Origin of the sequence: Epilithonimonas sp. UC225_85, from assembly GCF_042695135.1 — a bacterium.
Classification (GTDB): Bacteria; Bacteroidota; Bacteroidia; order Flavobacteriales; family Weeksellaceae; genus Epilithonimonas.
In genome coordinates this window covers 933,676-953,224 of record NZ_CP170547.1, presented here as the reverse complement: position 1 = coordinate 953,224, position 19,549 = coordinate 933,676, and the positions used below count along the sequence as shown (strand labels likewise).

General features: G+C 35.8%; 21 protein-coding genes. 7 read left to right on the top strand and 14 right to left on the bottom strand.

Annotated elements, in window-relative coordinates:
* Positions 1-96: 96 nt before the first annotated feature.
* Positions 97-2,124, top strand: a complete 2,028-nt coding sequence (locus tag ACFJGY_RS04615) for a TonB-dependent receptor (RefSeq protein WP_379968581.1) — start codon at positions 97-99, stop codon at positions 2,122-2,124.
* 89 nt (positions 2,125-2,213) lie between these two features.
* On the opposite strand, the gene ACFJGY_RS04610 is transcribed toward ACFJGY_RS04615, so the two are convergent.
* From ACFJGY_RS04610 to ACFJGY_RS04585, 6 genes are all read right to left on the bottom strand, one after another.
* Positions 2,214-2,972 (bottom strand): TIGR03915 family putative DNA repair protein, encoded by a 759-nt coding sequence (locus tag ACFJGY_RS04610; protein ID WP_379968579.1) that lies wholly within the window; start codon positions 2,970-2,972, stop codon positions 2,214-2,216.
* A 107-nt stretch (positions 2,973-3,079) separates the two neighbouring features.
* Positions 3,080-3,376: a type II toxin-antitoxin system RelE/ParE family toxin gene (locus tag ACFJGY_RS04605; RefSeq protein ID WP_379968577.1), complete on the bottom strand. Its 297-nt coding sequence runs from the start codon at positions 3,374-3,376 to the stop codon at positions 3,080-3,082.
* Entirely contained in the window at positions 3,369-3,605 is a 237-nt protein-coding gene (locus ACFJGY_RS04600) for a type II toxin-antitoxin system ParD family antitoxin (protein WP_379968575.1), read from the bottom strand. Before ACFJGY_RS04600 ends, ACFJGY_RS04605 begins: the two co-directional genes overlap by 8 nt.
* Positions 3,606-3,672: 67 nt before the next feature.
* Entirely contained in the window at positions 3,673-4,929 is a 1,257-nt protein-coding gene (locus ACFJGY_RS04595; protein ID WP_379968573.1) for a putative DNA modification/repair radical SAM protein, read from the bottom strand.
* Positions 4,930-5,206: 277 nt separating this feature from the next.
* Complete coding sequence (locus ACFJGY_RS04590) at positions 5,207-5,491, bottom strand: hypothetical protein (protein WP_379968571.1); 285 nt, start codon at positions 5,489-5,491, stop codon at positions 5,207-5,209.
* Positions 5,491-5,928, bottom strand: a complete 438-nt coding sequence (locus ACFJGY_RS04585; protein ID WP_379968569.1) for a hypothetical protein — start codon at positions 5,926-5,928, stop codon at positions 5,491-5,493. The genes ACFJGY_RS04590 and ACFJGY_RS04585 overlap by 1 nt, the downstream gene beginning before the upstream one ends.
* An 11-nt stretch (positions 5,929-5,939) precedes the next feature.
* Between ACFJGY_RS04585 and ACFJGY_RS04580 the strand changes: the two genes are divergently transcribed.
* The 6 genes from ACFJGY_RS04580 (at position 5,940) to sucC (ending at position 10,556) form a co-directional block, all read left to right on the top strand.
* Entirely contained in the window at positions 5,940-7,268 is a 1,329-nt protein-coding gene (locus tag ACFJGY_RS04580) for a hydroxymethylglutaryl-CoA reductase, degradative (protein WP_379968567.1), read from the top strand.
* A 4-nt stretch (positions 7,269-7,272) separates the two neighbouring features.
* Positions 7,273-7,443 carry a hypothetical protein gene (locus tag ACFJGY_RS04575; protein ID WP_379968565.1) on the top strand — a complete coding sequence of 57 codons (171 nt, stop codon included), beginning with the start codon at positions 7,273-7,275 and terminating at the stop codon, positions 7,441-7,443.
* A gap of 6 nt (positions 7,444-7,449) precedes the next feature.
* Positions 7,450-8,094, top strand: coding sequence for a hypothetical protein (locus ACFJGY_RS04570; protein ID WP_379968563.1), 645 nt, complete (start codon positions 7,450-7,452; stop codon positions 8,092-8,094).
* A 6-nt stretch (positions 8,095-8,100) separates the two neighbouring features.
* Entirely contained in the window at positions 8,101-8,487 is a 387-nt protein-coding gene (locus tag ACFJGY_RS04565) for a DUF423 domain-containing protein (protein ID WP_379968561.1), read from the top strand.
* 17 nt (positions 8,488-8,504) lie between these two features.
* Positions 8,505-9,221, top strand: a complete 717-nt coding sequence (locus ACFJGY_RS04560; protein ID WP_379968559.1) for a DUF3667 domain-containing protein — start codon at positions 8,505-8,507, stop codon at positions 9,219-9,221.
* A 141-nt stretch (positions 9,222-9,362) separates the two neighbouring features.
* The gene (gene sucC, locus ACFJGY_RS04555) at positions 9,363-10,556 is read left to right on the top strand and encodes an ADP-forming succinate--CoA ligase subunit beta (protein WP_379968557.1); all 1,194 of its coding nucleotides are present in this window, start codon (positions 9,363-9,365) and stop codon (positions 10,554-10,556) included.
* 67 nt (positions 10,557-10,623) lie between these two features.
* Here the strand turns inward: sucC and ACFJGY_RS04550 are convergent, their stop codons facing one another.
* The 8 genes from ACFJGY_RS04550 to ACFJGY_RS04515 form a co-directional block, all read right to left on the bottom strand.
* Positions 10,624-11,484, bottom strand: coding sequence for a mechanosensitive ion channel family protein (locus ACFJGY_RS04550; RefSeq protein WP_379968555.1), 861 nt, complete (start codon positions 11,482-11,484; stop codon positions 10,624-10,626).
* A gap of 60 nt (positions 11,485-11,544) precedes the next feature.
* The gene (locus ACFJGY_RS04545) at positions 11,545-12,135 is read right to left on the bottom strand and encodes a hypothetical protein (RefSeq protein ID WP_379968553.1); all 591 of its coding nucleotides are present in this window, start codon (positions 12,133-12,135) and stop codon (positions 11,545-11,547) included.
* A gap of 207 nt (positions 12,136-12,342) precedes the next feature.
* Positions 12,343-15,033: a T9SS type A sorting domain-containing protein gene (locus ACFJGY_RS04540; RefSeq protein WP_379968551.1), complete on the bottom strand. Its 2,691-nt coding sequence runs from the start codon at positions 15,031-15,033 to the stop codon at positions 12,343-12,345.
* A 40-nt stretch (positions 15,034-15,073) separates the two neighbouring features.
* The gene (locus ACFJGY_RS04535) at positions 15,074-16,222 is read right to left on the bottom strand and encodes a glycosyltransferase family 4 protein (RefSeq protein ID WP_379968549.1); all 1,149 of its coding nucleotides are present in this window, start codon (positions 16,220-16,222) and stop codon (positions 15,074-15,076) included.
* Complete coding sequence (locus ACFJGY_RS04530) at positions 16,219-16,647, bottom strand: polysaccharide pyruvyl transferase family protein (RefSeq protein WP_379968547.1); 429 nt, start codon at positions 16,645-16,647, stop codon at positions 16,219-16,221. Before ACFJGY_RS04530 ends, ACFJGY_RS04535 begins: the two co-directional genes overlap by 4 nt.
* The gene (locus tag ACFJGY_RS04525) at positions 16,628-17,551 is read right to left on the bottom strand and encodes a polysaccharide pyruvyl transferase family protein (RefSeq protein ID WP_379968545.1); all 924 of its coding nucleotides are present in this window, start codon (positions 17,549-17,551) and stop codon (positions 16,628-16,630) included. Before ACFJGY_RS04525 ends, ACFJGY_RS04530 begins: the two co-directional genes overlap by 20 nt.
* Positions 17,552-18,460 (bottom strand): glycosyltransferase family 2 protein, encoded by a 909-nt coding sequence (locus ACFJGY_RS04520; protein ID WP_379968543.1) that lies wholly within the window; start codon positions 18,458-18,460, stop codon positions 17,552-17,554.
* Positions 18,450-19,547: an EpsG family protein gene (locus ACFJGY_RS04515; RefSeq protein ID WP_379968541.1), complete on the bottom strand. Its 1,098-nt coding sequence runs from the start codon at positions 19,545-19,547 to the stop codon at positions 18,450-18,452. The genes ACFJGY_RS04520 and ACFJGY_RS04515 overlap by 11 nt, the downstream gene beginning before the upstream one ends.
* Between the last annotated feature and the right edge of the window lie 2 nt (positions 19,548-19,549).

The following is a 19,549-nucleotide window of genomic DNA, read 5'->3' as shown; positions in this document are numbered from 1 at the left end:
GAAAGTTTCTTCACATTGATGTAAGTTAAGAATTAGTTTTTTGTGAAATTTTAACTAATTGACGATTTCGGCACAATGATTTCTGTGTTGAGAATAATGAAAAAACTTTCCTTTCTATTTTTACTTTTCAGCGTATTTTATCTTTCTCAGAAGAGCGATTCAGTGGCTTTGATTTCGGAGGTCAAAATCGATGCTTATAAAAAACCTGTTTCTTTTATCGCTTCTACCAAATCGGTTTCCGTGGTTTCGGAAAATCTGCTTTCCCAAAATCCGCCAGAGCGTCTGCTGGAATCTGTCAATCAAATTCCCGGGGCAAGAATGGAAGAACGTTCGCCCGGAAGCTACAGAATCGCTGTCCGTGGAAGTTCTTTGCGTTCGCCGTTTGGGGTTCGGAATGTGAAAGTTTATCTGGATGATTTTATTTTGTCTGATGCTTCGGGGAATACTTATTTTAATCAGATTTCGCCGGATTTAATTCATAAAATCGAGATTTTCAAAGGTCCGGAAAGTGGCGATTTTGGAGCAGTGGCTGGCGGAACATTATTGCTTCAAACTCAGAATTCTGATGACTTGTCTTTGAATCTTTCGTCCGGAAGTTATGGGACTTTTAATGAAAGTATTAATTTTTCAAAGCAATTGGGAAAGCACTTTTTCCAGGTCTATCAAAATTATTACAGAACAGATTCTTACCGGGAACAATCGGCGGTTGAGCGAAAGCAGATTTTCATTAAGGACAATTTCAAATACTCTGACAAAGGCGAACTGAAAGCAATGCTACTCTTTTCCGATTTGGATTATGAAACGCCAGGTGGATTGACTTTGGCTCAAATGGAAGCTAACCGAAAACAAGCTCGGCCTGCGACAGCAACAATACCCGGAGCGAAAGATCAAGACGCCGGAATTCGGAATAAAATGGTTTTGGCAGGACTTTCCAATCAATATCAATTGACAAACGGACTTTCGCATTTTGTTTTGGTTCAAGGTTCGTATGTCGATTTCGAGAATCCTTTTATCACCAATTTTGAAAATCGATTTGAAAGTAATTATACACTGAGAACACATTTCAATTATGAGAAAAATTGGGATAATGTTTCTGCAGAATGGCGATTGGGTTACGAAGGTGCAACCAATCCAATCTTCATTAAAAACTTTGATAATAATCGCGGAACAGAAGGAAATCCACAAAACTTTGATAGGCTGAAAAACAATTCCGGATTCTATTTTCTGTCCCAGAAACTGAATTTTAAGGAGCGGTTATTTACTGACATTTCTATTAGTTTAAATTCAAATTCTTATAAATGGGAAAAGATGTTTCCAAATTCTGAAACTGGAAATGTAAAGTTCAAAAACCAATGGTTGCCTAATTTCGGGATGACTTATGTTTTGGATAAAGGATTTTCTGTGAGAGGGAAAATCGGAAAAGGGAATTCGGCGCCGACGAATGAGGAGATTCGTTCTTCCAATCAGGAGTTCAATTTCAATCTCGTTCCGGAATATGGCTGGAATAAGGAAATTGGCGTGAGGAAACAGTTTGGAAATACCGTTTTTGTGGAACTGAATTATTTTGATTTCCGAATGAAAGATGCGATTGTAAGAAGGCAGAATGAAGCTGGACAGGAATATTTTGTAAACCAGGGAAATACGGTTCAGAAAGGCTGGGAATTTCTTTTGGAATCGAAGCGGTTTGATTTGAAGAATGATATTTTGAGTCATTTTAAATTCAGATTTTCGGGAAGTCTTTATGATTTTAAATTTAAAAATTATATTCAGGGAACTTCAGATTTTTCAGGAAATGCTTTGACAGGTGTTCCTAAAACCACTATAAACAGTTTACTGAATTTTACTTTCTTCAGAAAATTAGCCATTGATTATTCTCAATTTCTGACGTCAAAAATTCCTTTGACAGACGCAAATTCTATTTGGTCGGAACCTAGTTTAGTTTCAAATATTCAATTCCGTTATCCTATTATTTTTGAAAAATCAAAGCTGGATATCTTCTTTCAGATTCAGAATTTGTACAATACAGATTACGTTTTGGGCTTTGATATCAATGCCTTTGGAAATAGGTTTTACAATCCTGCGGCAAAACGGAATTTTGTGGTGGGTGCGATTATTCAATTATAATTAAGAAAATACTTTCTCGCAGATTTTGCTGATCAGGCAGATTAATTTTTATCATCTGAATCTGCTGGATTTGCTGAATCTGCGTGAGATTAAAATTTCTCAGTCAGATATTTCCAATAGCGTTTCGGAACATGTTGAACGTGGAGTTTGATATTTTTCCTTTCCTTAATATTGGTCTTCGTAAAATAACTTTTCCAGAGTTCCTGATAATTGATTTCTTCCTCGTGGAACTTCTGCTGGTATTGATTCAGACTGAATGTCTCATCAGGATAGAAAAATTCGCAATCTGTGAGATCATAAAACAATCCGTAATGTCGTTTGAGGTCGTATATCATCCACTTCTGGTCGGCATATCGGTCTTTGAAATGTTTTCGGATCAAAGGCAAAACATCAAAATCCGGATCGATCTTAGCAAAATAAATATCATCTTTCATCTTCTCAAACCTAACAAAAGCAGTCATTCGATGTCTTTCGCGACTTACAGATTTACAAATTTTTGAAATCTTAAGAATGTCATCATCGGCAAAATTCTGCAAGACATTATCATCAGGATTTTTGATGGATTGTTTGATGGCAGAAAAAATCAGATCTTCAGATTCCGGAAGTTCTGAGAGAAAAACCATTAACAATTGTTTAATTCCGGATTTCCCGATGCTGGCTTCTAATTTTTTGAGAACACGTTCGGATTTTTCAGTTTGAGTAACAACCTCGTGAATCTCAGCAAACATATTTTCCTGCTGGAATCTTTCTCTGCTTCGGATTTCTACATCTTTATACCTGTATTCGAAAACTTCGAATACTGCGGTTAAAAGTCCATCGAAGCTGCCGTCGTAGAGGAGCGTTGTCATTTTTTGGGTTTGAGAGTTTGAGGGTTTGAAAGTTGTCTGGCTGAGGCTCTAGAAGCTACACTTAAGACAAAGTCAATTGCTGAGAAAACTAATTTTGAAATTTTAAACTAAAAATATTTCGGAATATCTCTACTTCCGTGGAGCACTCTGACAATCCGAATATGAGTTTCCAAAATCCTGTAGAAAATAATATGATTGTGTTTTAGGACGCTGTATAACCCTTGTTTTATTTCATTTCGTTTTTTGCCTAATTCCGGATTTATAAGTAAACTTTGAAAAACTTCTTCAATCTCAGTAAGATATTTCTCCGCTTGTTCAAATCCAAATTCAGTCATCGTGTAATCAAAAATACCTTCCAGATCTTCATCAGCAATTTCTGATAGAATGTAGAATTCTTTAGACATTGTTATTGTCTTTTTTCTTGGATTTGATAATATCTTTTATCGATCTGGAACTCGAATTACCTTCCCAACCTTTTTCAATTTCATTTCTTAAATCCTGAATAATTCGATGACGATACACCTCGTGAAGACGCAAAGCATCACGAACGACCTCACTGGCATTCTGAAAATCTCCCGATTCGATTTGTTCGGAGATGTAATTTTCTTGCTTTTTTGTGAAACTGACATTCATTATAAATTCTTTCCTCGAAATTATATAAAATATCTAAATTTAGCAAATATGGACAATAAATATTAATTTAAAACAAAGTCAACTGCTGAGAAAACTGATTCTGAAATTTGGACTGGCTTCCGCCGATGATTAATTTTCTCAAATTCAAATCGGTTAAATGTTTCAAAAAGGGATTGCCGTAACTGAAATCGATAAAGTATTTTGCACGATTGACAGCAGCGCCTAACTTTTTCAAATGATAAATATTCAAAACCTGGAAACGTCTGGAGCTGACTATTTTCATCGCCGTTTTTACACCGATTCCCGGAATTCTGAGAATCATTTTGTAATCGGCGGTTTGAAGATTCACAGGAAACTGGTCAAGATGACGCAGCGCCCAACTCAATTTCGGGTCTACTTCCAAATCCAGAAATGGCATATTGGAATCCAAAATCTCATCCGCTTTGAAACCATAAAAACGCATCAGCCAATCGGATTGATACAATCGGTTTTCCCTCAAAACAGGAACTTCTGCCGTGATTGCCGGCAAACGATTATCCGACGTTACTGGGATATAACCTGAATAATAAACGCGTTTCATCCCATAATTTTGGTAAAAATGGTCGGCAACTTTGATGATCTGCAAATCATTTTCGTTGGTTGCACCGACAATCATCTGCGTAGATTGTCCGGCTGGTGCGAATTTCGGAACACTTTTGATGAGCTTCTTTTCATCTTTATATTGCTGAATTCCTTTCTGGACGATTCGCATCGGCTGCAGCATATCTTCCCGATTTTTGTCTGGCGCTAATAATTTAAGTCCGGATTCTGTCGGGATTTCTAAATTAACTGAAAGTCGATCCGCATAAAGTGCGGCTTCCTGCATCAGAATATCGCTCGCTCCCGGAATCGATTTGAGATGAATATATCCATTGAAATTATGTTCATTTCTCAGTTTTTTCGCCACACGAACCAAACGTTCCATCGTTGTATCGGCATCTTTGAAAATCCCGGAACTCAGGAACAAGCCTTCGATATAATTTCGGCGGTAAAAACTGATGGTCAAATCCACCACTTCTTCCACTGTGAACGCGGCACGTTTGATATCATTCGATTTTCTGGAAACGCAATAGATGCAGTCGTAAATGCAATGGTTGGTCAACAGGATTTTGAGAAGCGAAACACATCGTCCGTCTTCTGTATAAGTATGACAAATTCCGCTGGCAGAACTGTCGCCCAAACCACCATTATTCTTTCTTTTTCCACCGCTTGATGAGCAGGAAACGTCGTACTTTGCAGCATCTGCAAGTATTTCCAGTTTTTCTTTTGTGCGGTCGAAGTTCATATTTTGGGGGATTTTATTTAGAAGAATTAAGCCCTAAAATTACGTCAAAAACAAGTCCAATTAATTACAATTTTGATAGTTTTTGTCAATTAAGTTACTAATATAAAAATTTTAGTTTTTACTCAGAAAAAAAAGAGAATAAATTAAAAACTTCAAATTCATTTGGTAATTTTATTGGGAAAGGTGCTAATTTTTCAAAAGTGCTAATTTTAAAATTTGGTTTTGCTACCAAATGAAAAGTTTGGTCTTTAAAGTCTCCTAATTTAGTTTTGTCATATTAAAAGAATCCTTTCTTTGCAATCATTTCAAAATCTATCAAATAATTTAATAATTCACTTTCATTTAGTCCAAGAATTTCACCTAGATTAGGATTTACTGTAATTTCATAGTTCTCAATAATTAAATCTAATCGTTCCTGTCTAAAATTTTCGATTAAATTATCAACTTCTGCCAATCTAGATGGAATTTGTCCACCTCCTGTTGCAATATGAATTTGCTTTTCAGAATCCTTGAAAAACAAATCCAAATCTAAATTTTCTTGCTCAGTTTGAGAATACGCCATTATTCAAATGTTATTTTACAGTTTTTACATTTTGGTATTACTTGCATAGTTCTTGGTCTATATGCTTTGGAAAATTTAATATTGTTGAGATTAGCAAATGGTCTTTTAATTAATATCTGATTTGCACAATTTACTTCTGCACAACAACCTACGCTATTGCCATTTTGTTTACTATATAATTCTCCAATTGTTAATAATTTATCTCTCAACTTCCTTACTAAAATCTGAGAATCAATCTGTTTTGATTTATCAGTTTTTTTAAAGTAAGAAAATTCTGCTCCAACAACAACGGCAGGAAAAGGTCTACTGAAAGACTTAGCAAAACCAATTGTTTTATTCTCTAATTTTTTTAGATGCCATTTTAAGTTTATAGACAAGTTACAAATATACAAACCAATCCCATCACAATCTCCCAAAATCCTTATCTTTACAAACATAAAATTTTCCTATGAACCATCAACCTGTTGAAGGATTTTCAAAACTTTCCAAACAAAGAAAAATCGATTGGCTGATCAGCGAATATCTAAGCAACGACAGAAGTTACGAGCAGATTCTGCAGCAATATTGGAACAACGATGCCAGCCTGCAAAAAATGCACGACGAGTTTTCTGAAAACACGATTTCTAACTTTTATATGCCTTACGGAATTGCTCCAAACTTCCTGATTGACGGGAAACTTTTAGCTCTTCCAATGGCAGTTGAAGAAAGTTCGGTGGTGGCAGCAGCGAGTAAAGCGGCAAAATTCTGGATCGACAAAGGCGGTTTCAAAACAACGATTATCAATACAGAAAAACTGGGTCACACGCATTTTATCTTCAAAACCGAGACTCATAAACTGCTTCATTTTTTCAATTTTAAACTGAAGAAAAAACTGTTGGAAGCAACGGAAGATATTACCAAAAATATGCGCAACCGTGGCGGCGGAATCCTGAATATCAAACTCATCGACAAAACGGCTGAACTGGAAGATTATTTCCAGCTGAAAGCGAGTTTTGACACTGTAGATTCTATGGGTGCGAATTTCATTAATTCTTGTCTGGAACAGTTCGGGAAAACTTTGAAGGAAGAAGTTGCGAAGGAAGGAAGTTTCTCTCAGGAAGAAAAAGATTCGTTGCAGATTGTGATGAATATCCTTTCCAATTACACGCCGGATTGCATCGTAAGAGCCGAAGTTTCTTGCAAAATTGAAGATTTGAAGGACGACAGCGGGATTTCCAACGAAGAATTTGCGTGGAAATTCAAACGTGCGGTGACGATTGCAGAAATCGAACCTTACAGAGCGACAACTCACAACAAAGGGATTATGAATGGTGTGGATGCAGTTGTAATTGCGACAGGAAATGATTTCCGTGCAACAGAAGCTTGCGCACACGCTTATGCGGCGAGAAACGGAAAATATTCTTCGTTGACGCATTGTACAACGGATAATGGGATATTTAGGTTTTGGATTGATCTGCCGATTTCGGTTGGTGTAGTTGGCGGATTGACGAATCTTCATCCTTTGGTAAAATTCTCTTTGGCTCTTCTTGGAAAACCATCTGCTCAGGAATTGATGAGTATCTTGGCGGTTTCGGGATTGGCGCAGAATTTTGGAGCGCTTCGTTCTTTGGTGACGACAGGAATTCAGAAAGGTCATATGAAAATGCATCTTTTCAATATCTTGAATCAATTTGGTGCGACGGAAGAGGAGAAACAACATTTTGTAACTTACTTCAAAGACAAAACGGTGAGTCATCACGAGGTGACTTCGGAATTGGAGAAATTGAGAAACAAATAAAATTATGTTTGGAATTTTACTTTCAGCTTTCATCCTGATTTTTGGAATCTTTTTAAGATTTACAAAAGATCCGGGATTTGCAGGTGCCAAGAGATTTTCGTGGCTGTTTATTATCTTGGGATTATTAACTATTGCAGGGAAGCTTATTATTTTGTATCAAAAAGGAGAATTATAAAAAATTATGAAAAATAAATTTCTTTTAATTGTTGCAATATTTCTTTCTTTAAGTTCTTTCTCCCAAACAACGAATAATCTCGTAGCTAAAGAAATTGAAACCATCTATAAAAATTACAGTGAAAACTGTACAATTTCGAAAGACAAGATTTTAGGAAAATACGAAAAGACAAACTTCAAGGAACTAGAACAGACAAAGGAATATCGTGATGATTATTCACTATTTTTAAATGAAAAGCAGAAACATCAATCTGCAAAAATAGCTGCATTAAAATCGCTTTTAAAACGAACAGAAGCAAACAATCCTCTAGTTGGTGCCAAAACTTTTACTAATCAAAACAACACCGAGTTTGAAACAAATTTTGATTTGGTGAAATCTCAAGTTACCGACATTAGAAACGATTTGATTATCAATTTTAATGAAGATTATATTGATGCTCCTTTTGATTCAACTTTAAGAACTAAAATAAATCTTGTATTAGACTCTGATGGAAAATTAAAAAATATAATCTGTACAGGCGAAGATGAGGAAATGAATCTTTATACGAGTCTTTTGATTTATTCTCTTGACAAACACATAAAACCGATATTTGATGAAAACTGGATAAGACCTGCCAACTTTATAATTCCTTTAACTTTAAAATTCGAATAAAATAATATGAAAAACTTTACTTTAATCATCGGCGGAATCTACGGTTTGCTATCTGTAGTTCTTGGTGCATTTGGTGCGCACGCCTTCAAAAAAATATTATCTGTAGAAAGATTGGAGAGTTTTGAAACCGGCGTTAGATATCAGATTTACGCGGCTTTCTTTTTATTGATTGTCGGTTATATTCTGAAATTCGAAACGACCTCTGAGAAATGGATTTCCATTCTTATGATTGCGGGAACCTTTCTGTTTTCAGTTAGCATTTATTTCTTGAGTTTTCAGGATGTTTGGGGTATTAATCTAAAATTCCTCGGACCAATCACACCGCTTGGCGGCTTGTTTATGATTATCAGCTGGGGAATGTTGATCTGGTATTTCGCCAAAACTAAGTTTTAATTTTTATCATTTTTTTAATGGAAAATTGTAAAAACTGTAACCAAGATTTAACCGGAAAATTCTGTTCGAATTGTGGGCAACCTGCAACTTTAAAACGCATCGATTCTCATTATATCCAACACGAGATAGAACACGTCCTGCACCTTGACAGAGGAATTTTCTATACAATCAAAGAATTGCTCATCAGGCCTGGAAAAAGCGTGAGAGAATTCTTTTCTGAGAATAGAAACAGACTCGTAAAACCTATTATTTTCATTATTGTCTGCTCGCTGATTTATACGTTAATTGATCATTATTTTCATATTGAACAAAGTTATGTAAAGGTCGAAGGTAAAAGAGGCTCAGCTTTCAACTCTATTAATGACTGGATGCAAGGTCATTATGGGTATGCGAATATCATTATGGGAATATGCATTGCACCTTGGCTGAAGTTATTTTTCAGAAAATATGATTATAATTTTTTTGAAATTTTGATTTTGCTTTGTTTTGTAATGGGCGTTGGGATGTTGATCTATTCAGTATTCGTGATTGTAGAAGGTTTGACACATTTTCACGTGATGAAAGTTGCCGGCTGGATTGGAATTCTCTATTGTTCGTGGGCAATTGTTGACTTCTATGACCGGAAAAAAATCATCAATTATCCCAAGGCAATACTTTCTTATATTTTGGGAATGCAGACTTTTGCTCTTGCTATTTTTGCTTTGGGTTATATTGTTGATTTGATAAAACATTAATACAGAACAACTTTTGATTTGATACTAAAAAACATCATATTCCTAAAACTGATTTCAATCAGACATTTATGTAATGTAATTCGTCACTTTTTCTTAAATTTGTGAATCTTATAAAATCTAAAAATTAATCAATAATATATTATGAATCTTCACGAGTATCAATCAAAAGAGATTTTAGCAAAATACGGGGTTAATATCCAACGTGGTTTTGTTGCAAACAATGTGGACGAAGCGGTGTCTGCTGCCGAAAAACTTACTGCTGAAACCGGAGCGCAGGCTTGGGTGGTAAAAGCTCAGATCCACGCCGGTGGTAGAGGAAAAGGCGGCGGTGTAAAGTTCTCTCCAAATATGGAAAAACTTAAAGAAAACGCTGGAAACATCATTGGAATGCAATTGATCACACCTCAGACTTCTGCTGAAGGTAAAAAAGTACATTCTGTTTTGGTAGCTGAAGATGTATATTATCCGGGAGAAACAGAAACTAAAGAATTTTATGTTTCTATCCTTCTGGACAGAGCTTTAGGAAAAAACACGATCGTATATTCTACAGAAGGTGGTATGGACATCGAGCACGTTGCAGAAGTAACGCCACATTTGATCCACAAAGAAGTGATCGATGCGGCTTACGGATTGCAAGGTTTCCAGGCTAGAAAAATTGCTTTCGGACTTGGTCTTGAAGGGAATGCTTTCAAAGAATTCACAAAATTCATTGCATCTCTTTACAATGCTTACATCGGAATTGATGCTTCTCTTTTCGAGATCAATCCGGTTCTTAAAACTTCTGATAACAAAATTATTGCTGTAGATGCAAAAGTAACTTTGGACGATAACGCATTGTTCCGTCACAAAGATCTTGCTGAACTAAGAGATACAAGAGAAGAGGATCCATTGGACGTAGAAGCTGGTGAAGCTGGTCTTAACTTCGTAAAACTGGACGGTAACGTAGCTTGTATGGTAAACGGAGCTGGTCTTGCAATGGCGACTATGGATATCATCAAATTATCCGGAGGAAATCCTGCAAACTTCCTGGACGTTGGTGGAACTGCTGATGCACAAAGAGTACAAACGGCTTTCGGAATTATCTTGAGAGATCCGAACGTAAAAGCAATCCTGATCAACATCTTCGGAGGAATCGTAAGATGTGACAGAGTTGCACAAGGTGTTGTAGATGCTTATCACGCAATGGGAAGCCTTCCTGTTCCGTTGATCGTAAGATTACAAGGAACCAACGCTGTAGAAGCTAAAAAATTAATTGACGACTCTGGACTTCCTGTTCATTCTGCAATTACTTTGGATGAGGCTGCAAACAAAGTAAAAGAAGTTCTTGCTAATTAATAGACAGAACTCCACTATAAAAAAATGCCCCTGAAGATTTTCAAGGGCATTTTTATTTTATATTGATTTAATCTTTTGAGGAATTTGAAGAATCAGCAGTTGTAAGATTAATGCTGGTTGGCGTTACCAGATTGACACCTTCTTTCATCAGTCTTTCATTAATCCGCATGATAGCATCGCTTTTCAGATTTCCAAAATTATTGCCCTGCTCCAGCCAGAATTTGACCTGAAGATTGAAAACGCCTTGTTTTACATTGGTAAAGAGAACTTCCGTTGTATCCGTTTTATCAACGTGTTCCAGAGATTTAATTTCATCGAGAATTGCTGCTTTTGCCTTTTGTATATCTTCACCCACAGGAATTTCGAAATCCAGTATAATTCTACGCTGCGGCGATGCTGTTACATTGAAGAAGGGCGCATTAAAAATGATCTGATTCGGGATGTAAACTTTTTTTCCATCATCGGTTATCAGCTTTGTAGTAAGCAATCCAATATCCTGAACCGTTCCGGAATTGCCTCCGATTGTTACATAATCCCCGATTTTAAAGGCTTTGTCCACTCCAACAAGCATTCCGGAAAACATACTCGACACAAGGTCTTTCAGAGCAACACCGGCAATAACACCGGCAACTCCCAGACTTCCTAAAAACTTAATAAAAAATCCGCTGAATCCCATAACCTCTAATGCGATGAAAGTTCCCATCAAGATGATCAGAAATTTGAAAATTGAAATGAGGGTAACGACAGAATCGTTTTTTGTTTTCGGGAAGAGTTTGTGAAAGAGTTTTACAGACCATCTGCTGAGGTAAGTGCTTGTCGTAAGGAAAAATAAAAATATCAGGATTCCTACGATTAATCTAGGTGTTAATTCTGCAAATTTTATGTACCATCTTTCTAAAACGGCGTAAACTGTTTGTAAATATTCCATAACGCGATATTAATAAAAAAACCGACAAAATGTCGGTTTTATTGTATATGTAGTTCTATTTTATTTAGCGTCTTCCGCAATTCTCTTTGCGTGAGAAGTCGGCAGATAAATACTTAAACCAACGTTGAATGTAATGTTGGAGTTAAGACCTTCATTACCAAATCCAGCTCTGCCTTTATATTTTACTAAACCTTCTAGACCGATATTTGGCGTAATAAAGTAAGAATAACCAGGACCAACTCCGAAATCAAGGCCGGTTGTAGAAGGGCCATCCTCAACAGAATATCCTCCAACACCTACATTACCTTCGAAGAACCAACGTCCGTGATTAAGAAGATTATCTACACCTGCTTCTCCTGGAGAAATATAATATCTTCCCAAAGCGCCAACTCCGTAATCGAAAGCTGTCGGGCTTCCTTTTGTAGCTTTACTGATCCCAAGATCAACATAAGCTCCTAAGGCTACATTATCCTTTATAAAATAAGCTGCCTTTGGCTGTAAAGCAATATTATATCCAGCACCAGTATTAAGACCAAAATTACTTGCAACGATACTACTTCCTACCATCCAGTTTCCTTCTTGTATCTGAGCATTTGCAGTGGAGAATAATCCTGCGCCAATTACGAATGCTCCTAATAATAATTTTTTCATATGTTCAAATTTTTCGTTAATAATTATCTTTTCTTCATTTTACAAACCTTGTGCCATTTAGAAAGTATGCCTTACAAAACTTAGTCTAATACTTATTAATGAAGATTCTGCGTAAATGGAATATCTAAAAATATATACTTTTATTTGCTAAATAAAAAAGTCAACCTTTTTTAGGTTGACTTTAAATTTGAATATTTTAATGGTGATTTATAAAATCACTTTTTTAGTTGTAGTCCCTTTGTCGGAATTAATTTTCAAAATATAAACTCCTTTCACAAATCCAAAAGTACTTAGTTTAACTTCTTTAGAATTGTTGCCGGAAAGTGTTTTAATCAATTTGCCCGATGCATCAAAAACTTCTACTCCTGTAATAACTTCTTTTGTATCTATAATTACAATTTCTGCTTCGTCTTTCACCACACTTACACTACCTGCAGATCTGTTTACGGAATCAAAAGATACTAAATCCTGGTAGATAACTTCGAATCTTGATTCATCGATTCCTTTGCTTGCCGCAAAAGTATATTCTCCGTCCGAAGTAAGATTGATTAACTTATTCAATTTATTGTCTTTCAAATAAACAGCCTGATCCGTTTTGAATAATCCTTCAGCATCCTTAAGAGTAATTGTATAATTTCCTGTTTCAAAATATTTGGCTCCTAAAGTAACCACATCATTACTATTCAAAGGATATTTTCTACCTTGGATTGCTAATTTAGCAGTTCCATTGATGGTGTAAAATGCATCTGATCCTAATACTAGTAGATCTGCATCGTATAACCTTTCATATCCGTCTGTTGCACCTTGAACATAAGAAACCAATAGTGTGTTATTGATATTTGAAGGTGATTTAAGATTCAGCCAATATCTGTCTTTTGATTTTGCTTCTTGTTTATTGAAGAAAATACTAGAACCATTGGAACTTCTCATATCATTTGTAAACTGCAGTGCCTGATTGTTTGATCCACTCATACTCTGAACCAAGAAACCTTGTCCCACTTTTACATATTGTGTAGGAGTTGGTGACTCTACGCCATCCTGGAATGTTGCAGGAACACCTCCACTTCTATTGTAAATTGCATAATTGGAACCAGAATAATTACCACCTTGCTGACCTGGGACATATTGCTGATTTGTCCAGAAATATGCAGTTCCATAAATTAAAGAACTGTTAGCATCATATAATGCATCAAAGTCTAAATTGGATGGATAAGGATTACCAACCAGATTATAGCCGTGCGCAGCATTGCTCCATTTCAAGTATTGATAAATCAGATTACCATTGTTTGGTACACCTGCAAAAGTAAATGTATAAGCTGAAGGGCTATTATAATCTGCGTTATAACTGTCTTTTCCGCGGATAGCATAACCTTGTCCCGTTTTGAAGTTATAGGCATCATTAAGTCCTGTTGTTACAAACAAATCATTTGATTCATTGTAGATAAAGAATCTATTTTTAGGCGTTCCACCTACAAGACCACCATCTGAAAATGAGAATAAATTCTGATTTGAAACCGGTGAACTCCAAAACGTGTAATGCATTTTTGCCATATTAGCTACTCTTTTCACCGTGACATCTCCACTATTGGCCAATGCAGAACTCTGCATTAAGTTTGCATCACTTTCTAAAACAAGTCTGTCTGCAGTAATATTATTAATATATTGACTAGCGGTGATTGCAGTATTAGCACTTATAGTTAATAATCCATTATTATCAATAATCAAATTGTTAGCGGTAAATGATCCATTTGTACTGGTTACATAAGGCTCAAAGATATAGGTATTCAAGCTCGTGTTTGGTACTCCATTCGACCAGCCATTAACACCTTCTACACTTCTCCATACAGTTTTGTTTACTGTTACAGTTCCTGTTCCTGTTAAAGTTCCATTACAGATAGCATCAGAAACGGCCGTAAGCTGATAAGTTGTATTAACTGAAGGGGAAACTGTCAAGATATATGGTGAATTTGTAATCCCATTAATTGTTTGTGGATTAGCTCCATTGGCAGAATAGGTAATTGACCAAGGTCCGGTTCCTGTAAGTGCCACTTGTAAATTGGCAAATCCTGGTTCTGTATCAATTGTTGCAGCACCGGATAATGTTGCAGTAGGTCTGGTTTTGGTAGTTACAGTAATGGTTTTTGTATCTGTAAACGTTCCTAATGAATTAGTATAAGTTCCCACTGCTGTGTAAGTGGCATTTTGATTTGGTGTTGCTGAAACCGAAGAACCTGTAGTCTGTGCTAAATCTCCTCCTGTGGTAGTTGACCAAGTATAAGTAAAAGGTGCAGAACTCTGAGCGGTTAAGATTACGGGAGTATTTGGACATACGCTGGCAGTGTTGGAAGACAGAACAAATGAAGGATTTACTACAACTCTGTCCAGAAAAATTGTTTTTCCGGATGTTCTCGAAATTCTAAATCTTAAGTTATCACTATAATCAGTAACCGGAATAGTAAAAGTCTCTACAGTTAATGTCTTAGGCGTAACTACATCGTATGTACTTATAGCAGTCCAAGTCCCATTATTGATACTTTTTTCTATCAATATTTTTGTTATCTCTGTATAAGAAATATTAGCCGGTCTCACCGCTGCCAAAATTGTAATTGACTTTGCTCCTCCTTTTGGAATACTTGGTGTTACGAGTGTTCCTGCAGCTTCTGTTGAGGTCTGCGTTGCTAATTCCACATAACCATTCAGGGGTATACTAGAACTCCCTGCAGGATATATTGATCCCCTTGTTACAGTCCAAGTCCCTGCGGTTGTTGATTGTGTGTAATCTCCAGGGGAATATCTGGCAGTCCAATTATTGAATTCTGCTGCTACCTGAGCTTTAAACATTACTGTAATCACAGAAAGTGATAAAACCAGACTTTTAAATAGTATATTTAATTTCATATTCTTTTATTTTTATTTATTCATCAAAATTAATCAATTATTATTTATCAAGTAAGTAATAATATTCATTTTTTATACTCTCCCAAATATAGCCCTGGCCGTAATTTTGTTCAATCAGCGTCCTGTAAACCATTTTAGAAGAGTTCACATTCAAATCCTGCAATCTTATTTTCTTCATAGCGTTGCACAATTCCGCTTTATTTTTCACATTAATAATTGTGCCATTTCTTCCTTCTTTAACAATTTCATTACTGCCACTAATATCTGTCACAATACTGAATAAACCCATTGCGCCAGCCTGAAGCAATACATTTGGAAATCCTTCTCTGTAACTTGGAAATACAAAACAATCTGCAATCGAAAAAAATAACCGCACATCCTTTTGGAATCCTACGGAAATGATATTCGGATTATTTTCTATATTATTTTTGGATTCTGGTAAAATTGGATCAAGGTCCTCTTCAAAAGGTCCGACTAGTAATAATTTAGTATTTTGAAATTGTGATTCGAGCTTTGTAAAAGCGTCGATCAATTCGTTTATCCCTTTATCTCTTACCAAGCGTCCTACAAACAAAAAGACATAATCATCATCTTTTATCCCCAGGTTTTTTTTAAACATTTGCTTTTCCGATTCCGAAAATAATGCCGGGTCAAAATATTCAAGATCAACTCCGTTTACATTACCATTTGCAATGATCTTCAGAGGTTTATCCGTAATTTTAAACTTCAGCAAATCATTTTTTACGCCGTTGCCTTCCGGATAGATATCAGTTGCGCAATAGCATAACAACCTGTCCATTGCGACTAATATTTTCTGCATCATTCCAGTTTTGTAAGGAAATACCAAACCTGTGAATGTGTGAATTCTAATAGGAACGCCAGCCAATTTTCCGGCAACCATAGATAGCAGTCCCGCTTTTGGAGTAATAGAATGGATAATGTCCGGTTTTTCTCTTCTAAAATAAAAATAAAGCTTTACGAGTGAAAACAAATCCTTGACTGGAGAGATCTGGCGCTGCATTTCTACAGCATAGGTTTTAACACCTTCGCGTTCTCTCACTTCATCCAGATCTGGACCGTTTCCGGATATAGAAGTAATATCAAAATATTGGTTCAAATATCTGAGCTGCCCTTTTAATAAGACATTCAGGGAAATAGGAACGGTTGAAATTCTGAATATCTTTTTCAATTTTTATAAAGATTAATAATATCCGATTTAATTTTATTTCTGCTGACATCCAGCTTATAAAGATAATCACCGATTTTACTTTTACTTACCTCGTAATTGTCTGTGATCTCATTGAACATTCTTATTAATGAGTCTGCCGTCACATCTTCTATCTGTACCACCAGATTATCAAAATTAAAATCCCCCATTATTCCTTTCGCCTTATTCCCACCATAACCAATTGCTATAGAAGGCACCAGCGATGTTAATGAAAAAATGACCGAATGGAAACGTGTTCCTACAAATACTGAGAAATAAGAATAGACGGCCTTCAGATCATCACAATCCAGATTCTCATTGATCCAGACTACATTACTGTTATTGTCAAATTTCTTAAGAAGATCTTTGATCGCATTCCTGTCATCCTCATGAGAATTTAGGCCCAATAGATTGGTTGCACAATGCTATTTTAAAGCCTTTTTCAATTGCAAAATTTGCAAGCCTGTAAACAGAATCAAGATATTTTTCATAAAGTTCCAAAGGATTTTCTTTACCTGGAAAACGCCAAGGTCTTACAGTAATGCCTACAATTTTATCGTCTGAACTTAAATTATATTTTTTAAGGATTTCTTTTGCTTTTTCTTCGGAACCCTTCTCCAAGAAAAATCCCAAATCCATTTCTACAGGAACATTTTTTCCCAGCAGCTCAGACATTGCAACAGAAGAAACCTTTTCTCTGGCATACACCAAGTCTAATGTATTAAAAACTTTCTTAACCTGAGATTTTACCGTTAAACCTTTGAAAGGTCCGTAAGAATTGGGGAAGAAAACTACTTTTTTGCCCATTTTTTTCGCCAGCCTGACGTAGAATAAAAAATACCACATCAAATAAGGCGCTGTTTTCTCTCCATATGCGTGGATAAAACCGCCTCCTTTAACAAAAACAGCATCAGAATCTCTGAATTGCGCCACAGTCTGCTGAGTCTTTTTACCGTAAAATAAGCGAACTAATCCGGCGTTGTTTGCTATTAATATCAGAAACCAGGTACTCAAAAAATCTAATCCGGCGTTTTTGATTTGCTTCGCCAATTCTAATTTGGATTCCTGGATATGTTCGTCTTTTTTGTGCTGGCCTCTTCTGGGATGTTTCAGGATATTTTCCAGGATAGGAAAACCTCGCTGTTGTGTCTGATAACTCAGGTTTTTTTTCTCCTCATCTGTATCACCAGAATTCAGGATATAAATATCGTTATACAAACCGGTATCCTTCACGAGCCTGTAGCTTTCCCAGACCAATGCCTGGTCGCCTTTGTTCATATCTGTAATTCCCGGGACTATGATCGCCTTCATTTATTTTTTATTTAAGGTTTTATTAACTGCGGTTTTGTTTGTGTTTTTGATATAATAATAGAGCATCAAGCCAAACGGAAATGCTAGTAATGTTGTCAACTTAGCCGGTGACTCCTTCATTAGATTGCGACGATCGCCGAGCAATTTTGAAGAAACATAATGAACTGCGTTTTGGAATTTTTCTTTGTAATTGAGTGCAAATTTCATTTTGGCAATTCGGTAAAAGGCAAAAGAATCGGGGCTTTCTCTGTATTGTTTTATCAGATTATTAGAAAGACCGTCTTCCATATATTCTACGATGCAAAACACTTCATTAAAGACCAGAAGTTTGTGTTTCTGTTCTATGAAAAGATATAAATAACTCGTCACCGGGAATTTCTCATTCCCCAATCTTGGATAAGGTAAATATTGATTGAACACCTTTCTGTTGTGAACAAATTTTTTATCTCCGCTGATCTTATACGTTGTATAAAGTTCTGAGAATTTGCATTCCTTTACCTCAGGCAATCTGGTTCCGATAATTTTTCCGTTGGTGTAAGCATCCAGACCGACCATTCCGGCAGAGTCTTCGTAGCCATGTTTCTCCCAAAGATCCAGGATTTTTTCTATCCCGTCATCAGGCATGTGATCATCAGAATCTATACAGACACAAAGTTCTGTCGTCATGAGATAATGCGCTGTATTGTGAGCTGCAACCATTCCTTGATTTTCCTGAAAGTGATATTTTATTTTTATCTTATTTTCATTAATCCAGGCGTTTACAACTTCTTCCGTAGTATCTGCTGATCCATCATCAATTATCAGCCATTCAAAGTCTTTTGAGGTTTGATTTTTTAAACTTTCATAGAGTTTTGGTAAGAGATGGGCGCGATTATAGGTTGGAGTGAAAACGGTTATTTTATTTTCCATTTTTCAAAAACATTATATATGTAAATAAGTAATAGATGCTTAGAATGACTGCAAAAACCTTATACTGATCTTTCCATATTCTATATTTAAACATTGGATAAGCAATTAACGGGGCCATCAAAAACCACGACAAATATGCAAATCTGTTGCTATAATTTGCTGTAATTACTAATACCCAAAAGGCATTCGCAATAGCGTAAACTCCGAACAAGTGGATGTAAAATTTGTCTGTTATTTTTTTTTCAAAAATGAAATAATATCCTGCGATAATACCAAATGAGCTATATAATAAAAAATCCCATCGAAATCCTGTGGCAGAAAATGATCCTTCTGCACTTTCTCCTTCCATATATCCGCTCGTACGTTCTGCAAATCCCAAATGATTGAAAAACAAATCCTGCCAAATACTTCCACCCGCTAATGACAACGGGATTGCAGCCAACCACGCATATAAATAAACTTTAGGATTTTTATAAAATTCTGCTGCCATAAATGCTGCAAATGGAATAATTACAGAACTGTGAAATAAAATAGCAATTATGAATAAAGAATACATAACCCATTTTCTATCATAGAAGCAAAGACTTAATATAAAAAAAGAGGTTCCTACTCCATTTCTGATCCCATTTGTTCCGAAAGCCCAAAATGAAAATGACCCAACAAACATAAAGAATGCATAAAACCAATATTTGGTAAAGTATTTTTTTGAAAAGATATAACAAGGAATAATATACAGAATGTCTATTAGCATGAAAAATGCCTTAACAGGCATGATATAGGCACAGGCTTTCATCAAATAATTAAAAGCATAGTCTTTATCAATTGTAAGATTTGTCCCATGCTCCATTAGATTATAAGCTCTGGCATAGGTTGCCATATCTGCGAAATAAGCTCCACTGATAGGCCTTGACCCAATGTATAAAGTAAAAACAATTAAAAAAACATGCCCTATTATATTAAAAAAATTAAGACTTTTCGTATTGTAAACATCATACACCATGGCATGAAGTATTATCATAATCATGATTAACATCATGCTATGATAATATACTGCTGAGTAACTTTCTAAGGGAATAAAATCAAACACCT